Origin of the sequence: Enterobacter mori LMG 25706, from assembly GCF_000211415.1 — a bacterium.
Classification (GTDB): Bacteria; Pseudomonadota; Gammaproteobacteria; order Enterobacterales; family Enterobacteriaceae; genus Enterobacter; species Enterobacter mori.
This window is the reverse complement of the sequence record NZ_GL890775.1, coordinates 727,355-748,591: the sequence shown is the minus strand read 5'-3', so window position 1 is coordinate 748,591 and position 21,237 is coordinate 727,355. Positions and strand designations below refer to the sequence as shown.

General features: G+C 55.0%; 14 protein-coding genes. 5 read left to right on the top strand and 9 right to left on the bottom strand.

The window, feature by feature from the left end; genetic code table 11:
• Positions 1-38: 38 nt before the first annotated feature.
• Complete coding sequence (gene pepN, locus ENTMO_RS0108545) at positions 39-2,651, bottom strand: aminopeptidase N (RefSeq protein WP_010429313.1); 2,613 nt, start codon at positions 2,649-2,651, stop codon at positions 39-41.
• A 254-nt stretch (positions 2,652-2,905) separates the two neighbouring features.
• Here pepN and pncB point away from each other — a divergent pair, with 254 nt between their 5' ends.
• From pncB to ENTMO_RS0108520, 4 genes are all read left to right on the top strand, one after another.
• The gene (gene pncB / locus ENTMO_RS0108540; protein WP_010429311.1) at positions 2,906-4,108 is read left to right on the top strand and encodes a nicotinate phosphoribosyltransferase; all 1,203 of its coding nucleotides are present in this window, start codon (positions 2,906-2,908) and stop codon (positions 4,106-4,108) included.
• Positions 4,109-4,274: 166 nt separating this feature from the next.
• Positions 4,275-5,675, top strand: coding sequence for an asparagine--tRNA ligase (gene asnS, locus ENTMO_RS0108535; protein ID WP_010429307.1), 1,401 nt, complete (start codon positions 4,275-4,277; stop codon positions 5,673-5,675).
• 605 nt (positions 5,676-6,280) lie between these two features.
• Positions 6,281-7,336, top strand: coding sequence for a porin OmpF (gene ompF, locus ENTMO_RS0108525; RefSeq protein WP_010429301.1), 1,056 nt, complete (start codon positions 6,281-6,283; stop codon positions 7,334-7,336).
• A gap of 184 nt (positions 7,337-7,520) precedes the next feature.
• On the top strand, positions 7,521-8,711 hold the full coding sequence (locus ENTMO_RS0108520; RefSeq protein WP_010429298.1) for an amino acid aminotransferase: 1,191 nt from the start codon (positions 7,521-7,523) through the stop codon (positions 8,709-8,711).
• A 48-nt stretch (positions 8,712-8,759) separates the two neighbouring features.
• Here the strand turns inward: ENTMO_RS0108520 and ENTMO_RS0108515 are convergent, their stop codons facing one another.
• The 7 genes from ENTMO_RS0108515 to cmoM form a co-directional block, all read right to left on the bottom strand.
• Positions 8,760-9,407, bottom strand: coding sequence for an MBL fold metallo-hydrolase (locus tag ENTMO_RS0108515; RefSeq protein ID WP_010429295.1), 648 nt, complete (start codon positions 9,405-9,407; stop codon positions 8,760-8,762).
• A 20-nt stretch (positions 9,408-9,427) separates the two neighbouring features.
• Positions 9,428-9,979, bottom strand: coding sequence for a YcbK family protein (locus ENTMO_RS0108510; protein WP_010429293.1), 552 nt, complete (start codon positions 9,977-9,979; stop codon positions 9,428-9,430).
• Between the two features lie 175 nt (positions 9,980-10,154).
• On the bottom strand, positions 10,155-11,978 hold the full coding sequence (ldtD, locus tag ENTMO_RS0108505; RefSeq protein ID WP_010429288.1) for a L,D-transpeptidase: 1,824 nt from the start codon (positions 11,976-11,978) through the stop codon (positions 10,155-10,157).
• 177 nt (positions 11,979-12,155) lie between these two features.
• Positions 12,156-16,604 carry a chromosome partition protein MukB gene (gene mukB / locus ENTMO_RS0108500; protein WP_010429285.1) on the bottom strand — a complete coding sequence of 1,483 codons (4,449 nt, stop codon included), beginning with the start codon at positions 16,602-16,604 and terminating at the stop codon, positions 12,156-12,158.
• Positions 16,604-17,308 carry a chromosome partition protein MukE gene (gene mukE, locus ENTMO_RS0108495; RefSeq protein WP_003858208.1) on the bottom strand — a complete coding sequence of 235 codons (705 nt, stop codon included), beginning with the start codon at positions 17,306-17,308 and terminating at the stop codon, positions 16,604-16,606. Before mukE ends, mukB begins: the two co-directional genes overlap by 1 nt.
• A complete protein-coding gene (gene mukF / locus ENTMO_RS0108490; RefSeq protein ID WP_010429279.1) occupies positions 17,289-18,611 on the bottom strand; it encodes a chromosome partition protein MukF in 1,323 nt (440 codons plus the stop codon). Before mukF ends, mukE begins: the two co-directional genes overlap by 20 nt.
• Before the next feature lie 3 nt (positions 18,612-18,614).
• Positions 18,615-19,394, bottom strand: a complete 780-nt coding sequence (gene cmoM, locus ENTMO_RS0108485; protein WP_010429276.1) for a tRNA uridine 5-oxyacetic acid(34) methyltransferase CmoM — start codon at positions 19,392-19,394, stop codon at positions 18,615-18,617.
• Between the two features lie 124 nt (positions 19,395-19,518).
• Here cmoM and elyC point away from each other — a divergent pair, with 124 nt between their 5' ends.
• Positions 19,519-20,298: an envelope biogenesis factor ElyC gene (elyC, locus tag ENTMO_RS0108480; RefSeq protein ID WP_010429275.1), complete on the top strand. Its 780-nt coding sequence runs from the start codon at positions 19,519-19,521 to the stop codon at positions 20,296-20,298.
• On the opposite strand, the gene ENTMO_RS0108475 is transcribed toward elyC, so the two are convergent.
• Positions 20,275-21,168, bottom strand: a complete 894-nt coding sequence (locus tag ENTMO_RS0108475) for a YcbJ family phosphotransferase (RefSeq protein ID WP_010429273.1) — start codon at positions 21,166-21,168, stop codon at positions 20,275-20,277. The genes elyC and ENTMO_RS0108475 overlap by 24 nt on opposite strands.
• Positions 21,169-21,237: the final 69 nt, after the last annotated feature.

The window sequence follows — 21,237 nt, the reverse complement described above, 5'->3', positions numbered from 1 at the left end:
GCCCTCTCCCACAGGGAGAGGGAGGGTTAAGCTTTCTATCAGGCCAGCGCCTTAGCAATCTTCTCGTACAGATCGCCAGACAGGTTCTCCAGCCCTTTCAGCTGCTCAAGCGCGGCGCGCATCTTCGCCTGACGCTTCGCATCGTAGCGTTTCAGGCGGATCAGCGGCTCAATCGGGCGCGACGCCACCTGCGGGTTACGGCTGTTCAGCTCGGGCAGCATTTCCACCATAAACTGATAGCCGCTGCCGTCTTCCGCGTGGAAGGCAGCCGGATTGCTGCTGGCAAACGCGCCAATCAGCGAGCGAACGCGGTTCGGGTTGCTCATGGTGAACGAGCGGTGCTTCAGCAGACGACGTACGGTGCTCAGCACATCGGCGGACGGGCTGGTGGACTGCAGAATGAACCATTTGTCCATCACCAGACCATCCTGATGCCATTTGTCATCGTACTCCTGCATTAGCGCATCACGACACGGCAGCTCGGCGGCAACGCTTGCGGCGAGGGCAGCCAGCGCGTCGGTCATGTTATCGGCTTCGTGATACTGCTTGCTGACCAGCGTGTTCGCCAGTTCCACCTCACCAAAGGCCAGATAGCGCAGACAGGTATTGCGCAGGGAACGTTTGCCGATATCGGCATGCTCAACACGGTACGCATCCAGCTTGTTCGCGTTGTAAATGGCCAGGAACTCATCCGCCAGTTCGGCAGCCAGCGTGCGGGTTAGCGCTTCACGCACTGCGACAATCGCAATCGGGTCGATAATCTCGAACAGCTCGGCGATTTCAGTCGCGGACGGTAAGGTCAGAATTTCAGCCGCCAGTGCCGGGTCAATGTTCTCGTCCAGCAGGATCGCGCGGAAGGCATCCGCAACATGAACCGGCAGCGTCAGCGGCTGGCCCTGCTGATAGCGGTTGACGTTCAGCTTGATGTAGGTTGCCAGCAGGCTCTGCGCTGCATCCCAGCGAGAGAAGTCATTGCGCGCGTGACGCATCAGGAACGTCAACTGCTGATCGCTCCACTTGTACTCCAGTTTTACCGGCGCAGAGAATTCGCACAGCAGCGCAGGTACCGGCTGGAAGTAAACATTATCGAAAATAAACGTCTGCTCCGCCTGGGTGACATTTAGCACGCTGTGTACCGGGTGACCGCCTTTCTTCAGGGGGATCACTTTGCCTTCGTTATCGTACAGCTCAATGCTGAACGGAATGTGCAGCGGCTGTTTCTCCGCCTGCTCGGCCGTTGGCGGCGTGCGCTGGCTGATGGTCAGGGTGTACTGCTCGGTCTCCGGATTGTAGTCGTCTTTAACGGTCACGACAGGTGTACCGGCCTGGCTGTACCAGAGGCGGAAATGGGACAGATCCACGTTGGACGCGTCTTCCATCGCCTGGACGAAGTCGTCGCAGGTGGCGGCGCTGCCGTCGTGACGCTCGAAGTAGAGCTGCATCCCTTTCTGGAAATTCTCTTCGCCCAGCAGGGTGTGGATCATGCGGATGATTTCAGCGCCCTTTTCGTACACCGTCAGGGTGTAGAAGTTGTTCATCTCGATGACTTTATCCGGACGAATCGGGTGCGCCATTGGGCTGGCATCTTCCGCAAACTGCAGGCCGCGCATGGTCCGCACGTTGTTGATGCGGTTCACGGCGCGGGAGCCCAGATCGGAGCTGAACTCCTGGTCGCGGAAGACGGTTAAGCCCTCTTTCAGGCTCAGCTGGAACCAGTCCCGGCAGGTGACGCGGTTACCGGTCCAGTTATGGAAATATTCGTGCCCGATGACGCGTTCGATATCGAGATAGTCTTTATCAGTGGCGGTATCGGTACGCGCCAGCACGTATTTGGAGTTAAAGACGTTAAGACCTTTGTTCTCCATCGCGCCCATGTTGAAGAAGTCGACGGCGACGATCATATAAATGTCGAGATCGTATTCGAGGCCGAAGCGCTCTTCGTCCCACTTCATGGAGTTGATGAGCGAGGTCATCGCCCACGGCGCGCGGTCAAGGTTGCCGCGGTCAACAAACAGTTCCAGCGCAACGTCGCGGCCAGAGCGGGTTTTGTAGGTGTCGCGCAGGACATCGAAATCACCCGCCACCAGCGCAAACAGATAGCACGGTTTCGGGAACGGATCCTGCCACTGTACCCAGTGACGACCATTCTCCAGCTCGCCTTCGCCCACGCGGTTGCCGTTCGAGAGCAGGAACGGATACAGGGTTTTATCGGCAATGATTTTGGTGGTAAAGCGCGCCAGTACGTCCGGGCGATCAAGATACCAGGTAATGTGGCGGAAGCCTTCAGCTTCACACTGGGTACACAGCGCCACGCCTGACTGGTAGAGCCCTTCCAGCGCGGTATTGGCAGCCGGGCTGATTTCGTTAACGATGCGCAGCGTAAAGCGTTCCGGCAGGTTGTCGATAACCAGCTGGTTGCCTTCTTCTTTATAATCAGTCCACGCTTCATCATTAATATGCAGGGAAACCAGCGTCAGGTCTTCACCATCAAGACGCAGCGGTACAGCCGTCGCGCTCTGGCGCGTCACCTGGCTCACCGCTGTCACGACGGTTTTAGTGGCATCCAGGTCAAAAGTCAGATCGATATCGCTAATCAGGTAATCCGGCGCACGGTAGTCGTGGCGGTATTTGGCTTGTGGCTGTTGTGTCATAGAAAACCTTATGCATCGTTTGTCGAGTAACGTTTCAATATATTCCTGTTGTCTAAAACGCGCTATGCAGAATGTTCATCTTTTCAGGTACAAACACCTTTTTCGCTACATTTGTATAACACGAGGCACAAAATGCCCTCGACCATAAAGAGCGCTTATGTTGTGATCGGGGTTCAATAAATCACTAAAACAGGTATACTCCGGAGTTGTTTATTGTACTAAACGCTCCCGTGAGAGGATGCTACTGCGCACCTATGACTCAATTCGCTTCTCCTGTTCTGCATACATTGCTGGATACCGACGCGTATAAACTGCATATGCAGCAAGCCGTTTTCCACCATTACCATGACGTTCATGTTGCGGCGGAGTTTCGCTGCCGGGGCGACGACTTGCTGGGTATCTACGCGGATTCCATTCGTGAACAGGTCGATGCCATGCAGCATCTGGCGCTGCAGGACGACGAATATCACTGGCTTTCCGGCCTGCCCTTCTTTAAAGCTGACTACCTTACCTGGCTGCGCGACTTCCGCTACAAGCCAGAGCAGGTCACGGTGACTAACGATAATGGCAAGCTGAATATCCGCCTTGCCGGTCCGTGGCGTGAAGTGATCATGTGGGAAGTGCCGCTTCTGGCGGTGATCAGCGAGTTGGCCCACCGCTACCGTTCGCCGGAAACCGGCGTTGAGCAGGCGGTTGCCTCACTGGAGAATAAGCTGGTTGAATTTTCCCACCTGACCGAAGGGCTGGATATGTCCCGCTTCCGCCTGATGGACTTTGGCACCCGCCGCCGTTTCTCTCGCGAAGTACAGCAGGCTATCGTTAAACGTCTTCAGCAAGAGCCGTGGTTTGTGGGCACCAGCAATTACGACCTTGCACGTCGTCTGGACCTGACGCCAATGGGCACCCAGGCGCACGAGTGGTTCCAGGCGCATCAGCAGATCAGCCCTGACCTGGCCAATAGCCAGCGCGCGGCTCTGGCCGCATGGCTTGATGAGTATCCGAATCAACTGGGGATCGCCCTCACCGACTGCATCACAATGGATGCCTTCCTTCGCGACTTCGGTCCTGAATTTGCTGAGCGTTATCAGGGTTTACGCCATGACTCCGGAGACCCGGTGGAATGGGGTGAAAAGGCCATTGCCCATTACGAGAAGCTGGGCATTGATCCGATGACGAAAGTCCTGGTCTTCTCTGATAACCTTGATTTAGCCAAAGCGGTGGATCTTTACCGCCACTTCTCCTCCAGAGTGAATCTGAGCTTTGGTATTGGCACCCGTTTGACCTGCGATATTCCTCAGGTAAAACCTCTGAACATCGTCATAAAGCTGGTGGAATGTAACGGCAAGCCGGTGGCGAAACTCTCTGATAGTCCGGGTAAAACCATCTGTCATGACAAAGCTTTCGTCCGCGCATTGCGTAAAGCCTTCGATCTGCCGCAGGTTAAAAAAGCCAGTTAACCGCATTCGGGAGCCGTAAAGGCTCCCCACTTCTTATTTATTTCTTATTTCTTCTCTTAAGACTGCGAAATCTGCTTGTCTGATGGCGGATGCCAGGTAACATAGATATCCCCCCATAAGGGCGGACAAGTGTTTATCATTTCCGACAATTAACAGAGAGAATATTATGAGCGTTGTGCCTGTAGCCGACGTACTCCAGGGCCGTGTCGCCGTTGACCAAGAAGTCACCGTGCGCGGATGGGTGCGTACCCGCCGAGATTCTAAAGCTGGCATCTCCTTCCTCGCCGTCTATGACGGTTCCTGCTTTGATCCTGTACAGGCCGTCATTAATAATTCTCTGCCCAATTACAATGATGACGTTCTGCGCCTGACCACAGGTTGCTCCGTCATTGTTACCGGCGTGGTTGTCGCATCGCCTGGTCAGGGCCAGAGCTTCGAAATTCAGGCTTCGGCGATTGAAGTCACCGGCTGGGTGGAAGATCCAGATACCTACCCGATGGCGGCAAAACGCCACAGCATTGAGTATCTTCGCGAAGTGGCACACCTGCGTCCACGCACCAACCTGATCGGTGCGGTGGCCCGCGTGCGTCACACGCTGGCGCAGGCGCTGCATCGTTTCTTCGATGAGCAGGGTTACTTCTGGGTATCCACGCCGCTAATCACCGCGTCCGACACTGAAGGTGCGGGTGAGATGTTCCGCGTTTCTACGCTGGATATGGAAAACCTGCCGCGTACGCCGGAAGGTAAAGTGGATTACGACAAAGACTTCTTTGGTAAAGAAGCCTTCCTGACGGTATCCGGCCAGCTCAACGGTGAAACCTATGCCTGTGCGCTGTCTAAGATCTACACGTTTGGCCCAACCTTCCGCGCAGAAAACTCCAACACCAGCCGCCACCTGGCGGAATTCTGGATGCTGGAGCCAGAAGTGGCCTTTGCCGATCTCAATGATGTGGCAGGCCTGGCGGAAGCCATGCTGAAATACGTGTTTAAAGCCGTTCTGGAAGAACGGGCAGACGACATGAAATTCTTCGCTGAGCGCGTGGATAACGACGCGATTGCCCGTCTGGAGCGCTTTGTATCCGCTGACTTCGCGCAGGTGGATTACACCGATGCGGTTGCCATCCTCGAGAAGTGCGGTGAGAAGTTCGAGAACCCGGTTTACTGGGGCGTGGATCTCTCTTCTGAGCACGAACGCTATCTGGCAGAGAAACACTTCAAAGCACCGGTTGTCGTGAAAAACTACCCGAAAGACATTAAGGCCTTCTATATGCGCCTTAACGAAGACGGTAAAACCGTTGCCGCAATGGATGTCCTGGCACCTGGCATCGGTGAAATCATCGGGGGTTCTCAGCGTGAAGAGCGTCTGGACGTCCTGGATGCCCGTATGGAAGAGATGGGTCTCAACCCGGCTGACTACAGCTGGTATCGCGACCTGCGCCGTTACGGTACTGTTCCGCATTCAGGCTTCGGCCTGGGCTTCGAGCGTCTGATTGCCTACGTAACCGGTGTTCAGAACGTCCGTGATGTGATTCCGTTCCCACGTACGCCGCGTAACGCAAGCTTCTAACCCGCCTCAATGATAATGGCCAGCACATGCTGGCCATTATTTTATTCTGCAATGTCAGTTTATGTCAGTGCAAAGTCAGCCTCTTTAAAAGACAACCCCGTCAAAAGCACTAGCTGTTACGTGTTGTTTCCATGAAATATCTGTGAATAAAAAATATCCCGCATTCTTATTGTGCTTATTTAATTCTCAAGCAATAGCATATTTTTTATTCAATTTCACAGCCATCCAGAAGGCCTTTCGCGGTCATAAGAAAAGGTGAGCTGTTTAACTGCTGTTTATATGAATTGCCTTTAGCCAAATTAAACATAAGCAATTCATATATATAGGAATGAAACCGCCGCTTAATTAACCAAGTCTCTCTGAAATTTGAGATGGTTCACAAAGTTCCCAAAAATACACATCTAGTTACACATTATTTCTTTTTGTTACCCAATCTTGAAAATTGTAGCACTTTCAGGCTAGCGAAACGGTTCTATGAATGGAAAGATGCCTGTCAGATACATAAAGACACCTAACTCTCATCAATAGTTCCGGAAATATTTATTGACAGAATTTATTGACGGCAGTGGCGAGTGTCATAAAAAAACCAATGAGGGTAATAAATAATGATGAAGCGCAATATCCTGGCAGTGGTTATCCCTGCCCTGCTGGTAGCCGGTGCAGCAAACGCTGCAGAAATCTATAACAAAGACGGCAACAAATTAGATCTTTACGGGAAAGCTGTTGGTCTGCATTACTTCTCTGATAATGACGGCAACGATGGCGACAAAACTTACGCGCGTCTGGGCTTCAAAGGCGAAACTCAGATCAACGATCAGCTGGCTGGTTACGGTCAGTGGGAATACAACTTCCAGGGTAACAACTCTGAAGGCTCCGATGCACAGTCCGGTAACAAAACCCGTCTGGCATTCGCAGGTCTGAAATTCGGTGACGCAGGCTCCTTCGACTACGGTCGTAACTATGGCCTGGTTTATGATGCAATCGGCATCACCGATATGCTGCCAGAGTTCGGCGGCGACACCGGCGTGAGCGACAACTTCTTCTCTGGCCGTACTGGTGGTCTGGCGACTTACCGTAACAGCGGCTTCTTCGGTCTGGTTGACGGTCTGAACTTTGGCGTTCAGTACCTGGGCAAAAACGAGCGTACCGATGCGTCACGTTCCAACGGCGACGGCTGGGCAACTTCTGTTAGCTACGATTTCGACGGTTTCGGTGTTGTAGGTGCTTACGGCGCAGCTGACCGTACCAATGCCCAGCAGAATCTGCAGTGGGGCAAAGGCGATAAAGCTGAGCAATGGGCTACCGGTCTGAAATACGACGCGAACAACATTTACCTGGCAGCGCTGTACGGTGAAATGCGTAACGCGGCTCGCCTGGACAACGGCTTCGCTAACAAAACTCAGGACTTCTCTGTTGTTGCTCAGTACCAGTTCGACTTCGGTCTGCGTCCATCCATCGCTTACTACAAATCTAAAGCGAAAGACGTAGAAGGCGTGGGTGATGAAGATTACATCAACTACATCGACATCGGTGCGACTTACTACTTCAACAAAAACATGTCCACCTATGTTGACTACCAGATCAACCAGCTGAAAGACGACAACAAACTGGGCATCAATAACGATGATACCGTTGCTGTAGGTCTGGTTTACCAGTTCTAATCAGTACACCACGTTGTTATATGCTTAATGAACAGGGCTTCGGCCCTGTTTTTTTATGCCCGACAGAAAATAATGGCGACTTTTGAAAAGCCGCACGCTTTTCGTCGCAAACGGTTGGCATTTTGTAAATCTACCGTTAACCTGATAGCGGATTTCACTTCTGTAATCACAATGGAACTTCGTCATGTTTGAGAACATTACCGCCGCTCCTGCCGACCCTATTCTGGGCCTGGCCGATCTGTTTCGTGCCGACGACCGCCCTGGCAAAATCAACCTGGGTATTGGTGTATATAAAGATGAAACCGGCAAAACCCCGGTCCTGACCAGCGTTAAAAAAGCTGAACAGTATCTGCTGGAAAACGAAACCACCAAAAACTACCTCGGTATTGATGGTATCCCTGAATTTGGTCGCTGCACCCAGGAGCTGCTGTTCGGTAAAGGCAGCGAAATTGTGAGCAGCAAACGCGCTCGCACAGCACAAACCCCTGGCGGTACCGGCGCGCTGCGCGTTGCGGCGGATTTCCTGGCGAAAAATACCTCTGTTAAGCGCGTATGGGTGAGCAACCCAAGCTGGCCAAACCACAAGAGCGTCTTTAACTCTGCGGGTCTGGAAGTACGTGAATATGCTTACTACGACGCGGCAAATCACTCTCTCGACTTTGACGGCCTGCTGGCAAGCCTGAGCGAAGCGCAGGCAGGTGACGTGGTGCTGTTCCACGGTTGCTGCCATAACCCAACCGGTATCGACCCGACGCTGGAGCAGTGGGAACACCTGGCTAAGTTGTCCGTGGAGAAAGGCTGGCTGCCGCTGTTTGACTTCGCCTATCAGGGCTTTGCCCGTGGTCTGGAAGAAGATGCGGAAGGCCTGCGCGCGTTCGCAGCCGTGCATCAGGAACTGATCGTGGCGGGTTCCTATTCCAAGAACTTCGGCCTGTACAATGAGCGCGTAGGTGCCTGTACGCTGGTCGCGGCAAACGAAGAGACCGTCGATCGTGCGTTCAGCCAGATGAAGTCCGTGATCCGTGCCAACTACTCTAACCCACCGGCACACGGTGCGTCTGTTGTTGCCACCATCCTGAGCAACGATGCCCTGCGTGCGATCTGGGAACAAGAGCTGAACGATATGCGCCAGCGCATTCAGCGTATGCGCCTGCTGTTCGTGAACACGCTGGCTGAGAAAGGCGCTGACCGCGACTTCAGCTTTATCATCAAACAGAACGGCATGTTCTCTTTCAGCGGCCTGACCAAAGAGCAGGTTCTGCGTTTGCGTGAAGAGTATGGCGTGTACGCCGTAGCGTCTGGCCGCGTGAACGTTGCAGGCATGACGCCTGACAACATGGCGCCACTGTGCGAAGCGATTGTCGCCGTACTGTAAGTTGCGCGCATAAAAAAGCCTGCGTTATGCAGGCTTTTTTTATTCGGGTTACCAGACAGGCATTTCGTCCTGAAGGAACGGGTTATGGAGCCGTTCATAGCCCAGCGTCGATATCGGACCGTGTCCTGCGATAAACGTGACGTCATCACCCAGCGGCAATAACTTTTGTTTAATCGACTGAATCAGCTGACCGTGATCGCCGCGCGGGAAATCGCTGCGTCCTACGCCACCTTTGAAAATAACATCGCCGGAAATCAGCAGACGTGACTGGTCATCAAAGAAGACGATATGGCCTGGCGTATGCCCAGGACAATGCAACACCTGTAAAGTCACATTCCCTACGGTAACGCGATCTCCTTCGTTTAACCAACGATCGGGCGTCAATGGCAGACACTCATCAAGGCCAAACATGCGGCTTTGGGCGGGTAACCCCTGCAGCCAGAACTCATCTTCTTTTTCCGGGCCGATCACCGGCACACCGTAGTGTTCAGCCAGTTCAGCCGCAGCACCCACATGGTCAAGATGACCATGAGTGAGCAAAATCTGCATCAGCGTAACGCCGCTTGCTGCAACTTCCTGCTTGATTTTCTCAGCGTCACCGCCGGGATCGACAAGCGCGGCCAGTTTAGTTTGCTCGCACCAGATCAATGAACAGTTCTGGGAGAACGCGGTAACCGGAATAATACGATAGTTCATACTGCTCCTGTGTTTCGTTATTACCAGTGCCGAACCGGCCCGGTATCAATATGCACAAAGTTGCTACGTGGGTAGTATCCTACACCACCTGCGCGCATAGATAACGCGGCTTTGCGAATATTGGCTAACGAAACGCCTTCAATGTGGAAATCCATTGCCTGCCCTTTGGTGTGATAGCTTTTTTTCGCTACCCCACGGCTGTGGGCGCGCAGTTCATTGTTGGTATCGAGTGAACGGTATCCTGAAATGAGCTGCACCGGCTTGCTGGTTCCCAGCAGGCCCTGAAGGCGGAAAATCTGATCAAACAGTCCTGGATCGATGGCTTTTATTTTATTCGCGCGGAAATCACGGAAAAAATGGTTAAGTCTTGCTAATTCATCCTGAATATAGCCTCTGCCATCGAAAAACTCCGCTTTAAGCGACTCACCGGTATGAAGATTGTTGAGCGTTAAAATACGCGGACGTGGTGTCGAGAGGGTGGCAAATGCTGGCGTCGGAAGGATGGCCGCAGCGCCGAGCGCAACACCACCTAACGCCAGCAATTTGCGGCGATTAGCGTCAAATTTGTCCATGATAATCAGGTCTACAGGTCAATGAAATCGTAAATATGCTTAGCGCACGAAGGGCACCTTAACTGTCAAAATGGCTTACGTCAAGGCGCCCAACCCCAGTGAATACGCGGCTTACAGCCAGATCGCCCCGTATTCACCATAACTTACGACAATCAATTTGCCCGAACTACTTCATTTACCTGATTAATTGTTCAGCTTTTGGCAAAATTTGTGCGCCGGATCGCGCGGTGAGATCATAATTGTAAATATCTGTACGGTACTGGGTGCGCCCGTCCTCGCCGACAAACGCCGTCAGATAGTAAAGATTGACCGGAATGTTGTGTCGAATATTAACGTAACGGGTATCACCTTGTTTCAACGCATCTGAAATCCGCGTATCGTTCCAGCCCGCATCCTGCAGCAGCATATTCGCCAGCTCGGAGGCCTTATTCACACGGACGCAACCCGAACTGAGCGCGCGCGTATCCTTCTGGAACAGGTTGTGGTTCGGCGTATCATGCAGATAGATTGCATCTGAACTTGGCATGTTGAATTTATAGCGCCCCAGCGAGTTATGGGCGCCCGGAGCCTGCTGGAAGCGGAACGGTAAATTCGACGCCGTTATCGTTGACCAGTCAACCATCCAGGGATCTATCGCCTCTTTACTGTTCCATCCACGCATCACGGTATACCCGTGGCGCTCCAGATATCCTGGATCGTTCCAGACCTTAGGCAGGATATCCTTACGAGCCAGCGTCGGCGGGACGTTCCACGGCGGGTTAACCACCACGTTATTCAGCGCGCTGCTCATCATTGGCGTTTTACGATCGGGACGCCCGACAATCACACGCGAAGCCAGCACTTCACTCCCGTTCTGGTAATAGACCAGCGAATACGCCGGTATATTTACCATGATGCCGGTAGACAGCGTGCCTGGCAGCAAGCGCAAACGCTGGATATTCAGCGCCAGTACACCCGCCCGTTGTGCCGGAGAAACATTCAGCCAGTCGCGCGTTGACGGACCAATTACGCCATCGGCACCCAGCCCCTGAATAGCCTGGAACTGCTTAACTGCTGCAACCAGCTCGCGATCATACGCGGCTGGCTTCGAGCTTAGCGGAGCTGCGCTGGTCTCTTTTACCGGTGCCGACGGGCTCACCGCCACGCTTTGACCGTCATCGCCAGGAAGCGCAATTTTTGGCCCATTATCCAGAATGCCGGAACGTTTGAGAATTTCGCGCAGTGCGGGAACATCACTGCTCCACTGCCCCGGACGCAGCGTGGCCGCCGCTCGGAGTTGCGGCCACGGGCGCGAATCCGTAACCAGTTCAAGCAGCGACTGATGCATTGTGGCGTATTGCGGATGTGCAGGCGCAAGGCTTGCGATAAAGCGCGGCAGGTCGCCATTATCCAGTGACAGTTGCCATTGGTTTATGACCGACAGGGCTGGCGTCGCCAGTTTGTACGGTTTTTCGCTGTATAACCAACGATTGCCATTCACCGGAATGCCCGCCACAAACTGGAGATACCCCATCATGGCATCCGAGAGAACCACGTCACGCTCCTTCCCCGTCACGGCTGGATCGGTCAACAGCTCAACCCAGGTCGTAAACTGCGGCTGAATGCCCGCGATGGCCACTTCTGCCAGCTGCTGCTGGAAAGCACGCACCGCATCACGATTATCCCACATCGGTTTCATATCACGCGCGGCATAGAGCAGCGTGAGCTGATTGAGATAAGCAGGCGTATATCCTGATGGCAGCCCGGACTGCAGCTGCTGACGAACAGACTCTGTGTCGATACCTTCAGGTAACGGCGTAATACCGGCCATAATGGCCGTTGCTGGCGACTGCTCCAGCGGCTGCGACAACGATGTCGGCTGAGCGCCCATCGTTGCAGAGCTGTCAGTCGGTACAACCTCAGGCTCATCAGCCTGCGCGGTAAACAGTGGAGCAAACATCACTGCCAGACACAAACTCAGCGCTGACAGCTGACGACCACGATTTTTCTTTAGCAACATCCCTTGCCCCCTGTTTTCACGACACGCCCATCACATTGGGGCTTTCTTTCATTATAGGTAGGCACACATGCTGTTGGCTTACCTTATGTAAAGAAGTTTAAAGATAACGCAGCCGTAAGCACAAGCTAAGAGTAAAAAAAAGCGGCGCTACTGCGCCGCGCTTTGTAACAAAACACCTCAGGAGGCGTCTGCCGTACCCGGTAAAGACTCAGGTGGTTGCGGTGCAAAACCGCGTAACCCGACAACGTGAACATGTTCGCTGTTCTGGAACACTTTACGTACCAGTTTGTACGTCGTCCCTTTTTCCGGGCTGATGTTCTCCGGTGCCGCGATGATGAGCTGCATATCGAGGCGATCGCAAAGCTCAAACAGCGTGGCGATGGAACGGGCATCAAGACGCGCCGCTTCATCAAGGAACAGCAAACGACATGGCGAGATGTCTTTCCCGCGCAGGCGACGCGCTTCATCTTCCCAACTCTGGACAACCATCACCAGAATCGACATACCGGTACCGATAGCCTCACCCGTCGACAGCGCACCAGACTCAGCACGCAGCCAGCCGTCGGAGCCACGGTTAACCTCAACTTCCATCTCCAGATAGTTACGGTAAGCCAGCAGCTCTTCACCAATGGTGTGCGGCGTACGCTGGCCCATATCGATCTGCGGGTTCAGGCGCTGATACAGCTTCGCCAGCGCTTCAGAGAAGGTCAGACGGGTGCTATTGAACAGATCCTGGTGCTGTTCGTGTTGTTCAGACAGCACGTCCAGCAGCGTAGAGTGAGCCTCACGCACGTTCACGTTCAGACGTACGCTGTTAACCTGGCCAAACGACACGCTCTGCAGGCCCTGGTTGAGCTGGCGGATACGGTTCTGCTCACGCTGAATGGTCTTACGGATGATGTTCGCCACGCTGCGGGAGCTGATAGCCAGCTTCTGCTCGCGGGAGGTCAACTCTTCCGTCAGGCGACCCAGCTCGATTTCCATCTGTTCGATGGCTTCGACCGGATCGTCGGTACGGATGATGTCCTGACGAATACGTTCGCGCAGATGCTGATAAACGGCCACGAAGAACTGGATTTTGCGCTCTGGACGCTTCGGATCTTCCGACATGCGCAACACATCACGCAGGTGTTCGTTATCCGCCACCGCCAGACGCAGCGCACCCAACGCTTTATCCGACATGGAGCGCAATTCGTCCCCGGAAAGATAGGCCAGCTCGCGACGGTGTAGTCGACGCTCAACGTTATTGTCTTTCACCATGCGCATCACCGCGCACCAGCCCGCCTTCGCAGTCACGACCTGCTCGCGCATTTCGTGATAGTCACGCTCCAGCTTGCGCAGGCGACGCGTCAGATTGTCCATTTCCGCTTCGCAGAAGGTCAGCGCTTTTTCCAGCTGGTTGCGGCGCGCGCGGTTGTTGCTGAGCTGGCTGTGCAGTTCATCGCGACGAATGCGCGCACGTTCTTCCGCACCGCTGTCGGCACGCACGCCAATATCCTGCAGCTCTTTGTGTAGATCGTTCAACAGCTCTTTCTTGGTATCGAAGGAGCTTTTCAGCGAGGCCATGACCTGACTGTACTGGCTCAGCTGTGCGGCATGCGTACGCATGGCTTCACGAGCGCGAGTACGCTCGGCTTCAGCCTGCTCCAGGCGCTGACGCAGCTTTTCATTCAGATCGCTGTTTCCGCTCAGCATTTCTGCTGAATCGGAGTAGCCGAAGTGGGCGCGACGCTGTACGACTTCCGTCAGGGCAAACGCCTGCTGACGCGCTTCGCGCTGCACCTGCTGTGACCAGGCGTAATCTTCTTTTAACTGCTCGAACTGCTCCGGGTCGCTTTGAAGAACGGAGATGACCGGCTCCAGCTTCGCCAGCTGATTACCGTGCTGCTGCACAAAACGCGCGGCTTCCTGCGCTTCATCCAGACGTTCCTGGATTTCATCTACGCGGTCAGCCAGCGTGTCATCAGCCAGCAGATTCAGGCGCGGCAGGATGCGGTTAAGGGCGGCGACGCCCTCTTTCGCCTGTTCAAACTGGACGCGGCTCTGCTGGTTGTCACTTTCATGATTGGCAATCGCGCGCTCAAGTTCACCACGGCGAGTATTGAGCTTGCGAATCTCAGCTTCCGGATCCGCGTCAAAGGCCACGGCAAGATGGCTTCCGATAAAGCGGCTGAATGCCTGGTGCAAACGCTGGGTTTTCTGAACGTCAAACGACAGCGTCGCAAAGCGTTCGGAGAGCGTTTCACGCTCGGCGTGCAGGCTTTCAATACGGTTTTCACGCGCGGCACGGCCAAATAGCGGCAGTTCCGGGAAGCGGGAATAGCGCCACTGCCGGTCGGCGATTTTCACCACCACCGCTTTTTCCAGCTCGTCGACGCTGAATACGCTGTCATCAAACGACTGCGGATCCCCTTCGATCAGGTAGAGATCTTCCGGGCAATCTTCCAGTCCTGCCAGCTGCTCAGAAATCAGCGACAGATCCGGGACGACAATTGCATTACGCGACGGACCATACAGCGCGGAGAAATACGGCGCATCGTCCAGACCAACATCGTCGTAAATTTCGGACAGCAGTAAGCCGCCAAACCGCTCTGCCAGCGTATTGAGACGCGGATCTTCCGCACCGCCCGGCTGGCTTAAGCGTTCAATTTCGTCGTCGACTTCACGCTTGCGGGCGCCAACTTCATCACGCTCAACAATCGCTTCGCGCTCGCGCTCCAGCAGCTGCTGCAGGTATTCGGTCACTTCCTGACTGGATTCAAACTGCTCGCCGCACTGTTCGCTGAGCTGGCTCAGGCTGCTTTGAGCTGCCAGCCAGACCGGCGCACGCTGCAACAGTTTTTGCGAGCGGGACTGAAGCTGCTCCATCTCCTGGCGCAGCGTCATACGCTGTTCGCTGGCGTTAGAGACACTGTCTGAAAGTGCCGCAATACGCGCTTCAAGCTCCTGATGCAGAGCCTCAAGCTCGTCGAAATCGTAATTTTTCCCCTGACGCTTGCAGAATTCCGCCAGCAGACGCTCGGCTTCCTGCTGCTCGCGCAGACGCTGTTCCAGCTCGTTGAGACGCATACGCAGCGGCTGAACCTGCTCGGCCAGATGGCGCTGGTTCACCCCGTCACGCAGCAGTTCACGGGCGACGTCCCAGGCTTCATTACGCGCCAGCGGGCCGTTAATCGCCACGACCAGCTGGTAAGCCTGCTCAAACTGGCTGTGCGCCGTTTGCGCGACGCTCATTTTCTGATCGAGTGACAGGAGTTTCTCAGTGGCTTCCTGCTCTTTGGCCTGGAAGGTATCCAGCCATTCGTCGGCGCTTTCTGGCGTTAAGTCAGGCAGATGACACAGCTCTTTGGCACGCTGTAACGCCTGCAGGGCCTGAGTGTACTGAATAGCACGCGTCTGCTGCACGTCCAGCGCCTGCTGGTAATCGGCGAGCTGGCTTTTCAGCTCATCCACTTCCAGCTCGGCGGCTTCGGCGCGGGCTTCGTTCTCTTCCTGCATGTCGGCGGCTTCGGCCACCACTTCGTTTTGCTCTTCGAGGCGAATTTGCAGCTCATCGAGGTCCGCTTCATAACGCTCGATTTTTTCCTGCTGACGCAGCGCGGTCTGCACCAGGTTGAGGTGATCGCTGGCGGCCTGATAATCCGCTTCCAGGTCACCTTCGGCACCGTTGTGCTCACCCAGCTCGCGCGCCATTTCGACGTGCTTATACTGCTCGGCCACCAGCTGCTTACGCGAGGTAAACAGCTCGCGGCGGTACTCTAATGCCTGATCGAGATGAATGCGGCGCTCGTTGGCGTGACGCATATAGTCTGCGGCCACATAGTTGGTGGCTTCGCTGATAAGGTGTTTAAACAGGTCGCGGTCAGACTGGGTCACGCGAATGGCTTCCAGCGTCATGCGGTTCTCACGCAGCGCGGCTTCCATATCCTGGAAGGCTTTACGCACGCCGCTGTTTTCCGGCAGCAGGTAGTCGCGTAGGGAGCGGGTAATGGCGCTGGAGATACCGCCGTACAGGGACGCTTCGATCAGACGGTAGTATTTGCTACGGTCTGATGCCGTGCGCAGACGACGCGCCACCACGCCCAGATCGAACATCAGGGAGTGGTAGTCGGTAATGGAGTTGAACTGCTTGAACTGCACACCTTCGATAGTTTCGAGTTTGTCTTTCAGCTCCTGCAGCGTCAGCACGCGCGCCTGACGTTCGTTCAGCGTTTCCGTCAGCAGCGCCGTCGGCTGCACGGATGTTGGCAGCCCCTGGATGGCGAACGGTTTGATATCCACTTTACGGTCGCGACCGGCAACCTGCTGCAGACGCACGCCCACCACCACGCGCTGGTGACGAGAGTTGATCACGTCCAGCACCGAATAACAGACACCGGCCTTCAGCTTACCGTGCAGACCCTTATCACGAGAGCCGCTTGTCGCGCCCGCTTCGGTGGTGTTACGGAAGTGCAGCAGCGTGAGATCGGGGATCAGCGCCGTCACAAATGCCGCCATGGTGGTGGATTTACCCGCACCGTTACCGCCGGAGAGCGTCGTAACCAGCTCATCCAGATCGAAGGTTCGGGCGAAGAAGCCGTTCCAGTTAATCAGCGTTAGTGAGCGAAATTTACCGCGTTCAATCATTACTCTTCCTCCCCGCTATCCGGCTGATTCTCTTCATGCTCATCATTGAGCTGCAAATGGTTTTCCACCGGCATCGCTTCACCGTCGCGGATCATGCGCAGCTGCGCTTCACGGGCGTCGTCACCCGCGCGCACGTCGGCGCCAAAGCGGAAGACGGATTCCGTAATGCGGAATTTGCTGCTGTCATGGCCCATAAACCAGACCATGCCCAAACGACGCAGACGGTTCAGGGAAGAGCGAACTTTTTCCTGTAATTTCTGACGGTCAAGATCGGAACCTGTCGAACGGTTGTTCACCAGCTTCAGCAATTTGCTTTCATCTGCCAGCGACAGCAGTTCGTCGTAGAGTTCCTGCTGAGTGAAAATCCCTTCGTTCGCCAGACGTTCCGGGCTGAGGTAGAGGTAGCAGAGGATTTTGCCGACCATCATATCCAGCTCGGAGAGTACGGAACGCGGAATCAGCGTGGTTGAGCGCGGGCGCAGGTAGAAAAACCCTTCCGGCGCGCGAATCAGCTCCACGTTGTAGCGCGCGTAGAACTCTTCCAGGTATTCCTGGAAATCCATCAAAAAAGCGTGATTATCCAGCTCGTCAAGACCAATGTGACGACCGGCACGCAGCTGGCTGTCCAGCGCCGGAAATAACGGATTCGCCAGCGCCTGTGCCAGCTTTACTGGCATCACTTGTTCAATATTTGTCAATGACATGCGCCTGTACCTTGGCTCCGTAATCGTTGATCGGCTGCCACTTCGGCGGCAGTCCGGTGAAATCTGCTTGCGCGACGCCCAGGCGTACCGCCTGATCTACCACGATGCGGGCAACGTCAAAGTGCCGCGCGCGAGGATATTGCGCCAGATAGTCGCGCACCACGAGACCAAGATCCAGCGGTGCTTGTCTGGTTTTGTAGACAGCGAGCTGTTCTTCGATCATCGCCGCAAGTTGTTCGCGAATTTCGTTAAATTCTTCGTATTCCAGATCCGGTGGCAATTCACCGGTCACCTCTTCATCACGTAGCGCCATCTCTTCGTCGCGCATATCCAGCAGACGGTCGGCATTCGCGTAGGTCAGCGCCCATGGGGCATCGAAATAGGTTTGTACCGACTGACGCAGACGCTGAGCGAAGACGCGGTTTTTATCCATATCGATCGCGGTACGGATAAATTTATGCACGTGTCGGTCGTAGCCGATCCACAGGTCGATCGACTGCTGGCCCCAGCTAATAATACGGTCGAGTTTGCTTTGCAGATCGAAGACCAGACGGTCGACAAAGTGGAGGTCGTCGTGCGCCATGGTCGCATCCTGGATGCGGAGCAGATTGGCCTGCAGCTTGTCGCCTGCGGCTTCCAGCGTATCCTGCAGTTCACGCAGCGTACCGGAGGTTTCTGACAATAAAAGTTCACAGCTGGAGATGGCTGCACGCCAGTCTTTATTCAGCAATTGAGCGATATCGTCTTTCACCTGCTGCTGCTGTTCATCCATCAGACGCTGGGTCAGATCGATGCTGTCGAAAATCTCTGCCACCGAGTACTTCAGCGGCGCGTAGACGTTACGGTGCCAGTGGAATTCGTCACCGTTTTCATCTGCCGCGTCGGCGGCGCGCTTAAGCTCGCCCGCCACGATCGATAGCTGCATGGAGAGACGCAGCGTCGAAAACTCGCGCTGGCGAATGTAGTAATCGGTAATGCCGATCCCCAGAGGCGTCAGACGATAAATGGCGTTTCCTTCCGCCTGCTCGCTGGTAAAGCGGTTCAGCAGACGTTGACGCACCATATCGTTGATTGCGTTGTTGGCACGCACGCTAATGGTTTCGCTGGTTTGCTCAAACGCATCACTGACATGGCGGAACGCATCCACCAGTTCACCCTCGCTCATTTCACCATCCAGCCGTTCGCCGTTCAGCGTGGCAACCGCCAGCAGGAAGGAGAGTCTGTCTACCGGCAGCGTGATGGAGAAATCGTTTTTCCTGGCCCAGGCAACCAGTTCGGGGACTGTCTGGGAAAATTCACTCATAGATTATCCTTGCTTCTGCGGCTTGCGCGCGGTGACGTGTATATAGCGGCCAAGGCTCAGATAAGGCTCCTGGCGGCAATACCGCGTTTCTATTTCTGTTAAGGCGTCTAAACAGTCATGCTGTTTTTGTTTATCACGCAGATAATCATGAAACACCCTCACGCCTGTTTTACCGGTGATCTCCCAACCGATCTCCTCCAGCCAGCCATAGACCTGCTGCGGTTCACGAGGGAAATCCGGCGATAGCGTGCGCCGTTTCTTTTTATACATACCCTGCTGCACGTAGCCAAAATTGCCCACCAGCACGTTTCGCATCAGCAGACCGTTTGCATTGTAGAACATCAGCGATAACGCACCGCCCGGACGCAACATCGACCACAGCGTTTTTAACATGGCTTGCGGTTCGGCGACCCATTCGAGCACAGCATGAAACAATATCAGATCAACCTGCGTTTCCAAATGCTGGGGAATGTCCTGAGCGGCGCAATGTATAAAATGCATGTTGTCGCTCACACCTTTCTCTTCTGCCGCGCGTTCGGCGCGAGTAACCATCTCAGCAGAAAGATCGCAAAGCGTGACGTGGTGCCCCCGCTGCGCCATCAGAATTGCAGTCTGACCTTCCCCGCCACCGGCATCGAGCACGCGCAACCGCCGGTCACCCAGTTCCGCCAACAGCTTGTCCAGATCCTGCCAGAGGATCGTCTGCCGAAGCTGACCTTTGGTGGTGCCATAAATGTTGCGCGAAAACTTTTCCGCGATGTCATCAAAATTGCGATCCCGCATTGGGAAGGTTCCACTCGCTAACTGCAAAACCGCTATTTTGTCACACCCGCGCGGAGAATGAACCACTCTGGTGTAATATCACGGGTAATCGCCTGCTGTATGGTTAAAAAAGGAACCAAAAAGGATGCTTTTTACCCTAAAAAAATACATCGGAGGCATGATGCTTCCCCTTCCCCTGCTGCTGCTTCTCATCGCGCTGGGGCTGGCACTGGTGTGGTTCAGCCGCTTTCAGAAAAGTGGCAAAACGCTTATCACCCTCGGCTGGCTGATGATGCTGCTGCTGAGCCTGCAGCCGGTCGCGGATGGTCTGTTACGCCCCATCGAAAATAAGTACCCGACCTGGCAGGGAAATCAGAAAGTGGAGTACATCGTGGTATTGGGTGGCGGGTATACCTGGGATCCGAACTGGGCACCCAGCTCTAATCTGATCAACAACAGCCTGCCGCGCCTGAACGAAGGTATTCGCCTGTGGCTTGCTAATCCGGGGTCGAAAATGATCTTCACCGGAGCCGCAGCCAAAACAAACCCGGTGAGTACGGCGGAGGCTGGCGCACGCGTCGCTGAATCACTGGGCGTGCCACGTTCGTCTATCATCACCCTGGACAGCCCAAAAGACACCGAAGAGGAAGCCGCCGCGGTGAAGCAGGCCATCGGCGACGTGCCGTTCCTGCTCGTGACATCGGCGTCGCATTTACCGAGAGCGATGATTTTCTTCGAGAAACAGGGATTACATCCCCTACCCGCACCGGCTAACCAGATAGCGATCAACGCGCCGCTTAACCCGTGGGAACGAGCAATCCCGTCCCCGGTCTGGTTGATGCACAGCGATCGTGTCGGTTACGAGACGCTTGGACGCCTCTGGCAATGGCTGAAAGGCGCGTCAGGCGAGCCAGGGCAAGAGTGATTTTGTCGCCAGGTCGAAGTTGGCGCGATTGAACCGTCCGGTATTCACCAGTTGCGCCACTTCATCCCAAAGCAAATAGAGCCAGCGCCGCCAGAGAAACGCCTCCGCGACAGGTGCCCGTTGCAGATAATGCCAGAGCAAACCTTCCGCAGAGGCGCTGTCGCATAGTCTGAACAGTTCGTACTCGCGCGGTGCCCAGAGCATAATGCCCGGCCCAACCATCGCCAACAGCTGGTCGCTGCGGGGATCTTTCAGCATACTGCGCAGGGTAAAATTGCCGTGTATCAGCACGCAGTTATCATTAAAGCCGTCAAACAGCGCAGGCAAGCACTCGCGAGTGCGAAACAGAATGCGTTTGTCCGGCATGGTTAAACCGGTGTTGTTGAACTGGTTAAGCGTTCCCCACAGCGCTTCCACCCGCTGACGATACCAGAGCGGCCACAGGTTCTCCTGAGTGCTGTCGACGGGACCGACGAGCCCGCGGCTATCCTGCCGGTGCCAGGCCAGCAACGCCTCGACGATCTGATCTTTCAGCTGTTCCCAGCGGTCCGGCGTGCGCGCCGGGGCTTCAACAGAGACGCCACGCAGGCGCTCAATAAGCAGGACATCCGGGCCGGGGTGTTCCTCATGCGTCATGACACCGTAAACCGTCGGCATTCGCACCGTACCTTCCCTTGCCAGCATCGATATTTTCCATGCCAGCTGTCTGGCGACGCCGGGTGAGGTAAAGCTTCTGGCCATGAGAGGCATTGGGTTTCCATGACTGTCATACAGCGCCCAAAGTGCGGTATCCGCCTTTTCATTCACACACTCGACCCGGCTCAACGTCTCGCCAAGCAGATGGCTCAGTTCGGCACGCAGCTGTTCCATATGAGATTACCCCCATTAAGGCTACTGCTTTTATAATGAGCGCGTGAGCAAAGGATGTCACCCGGAAGA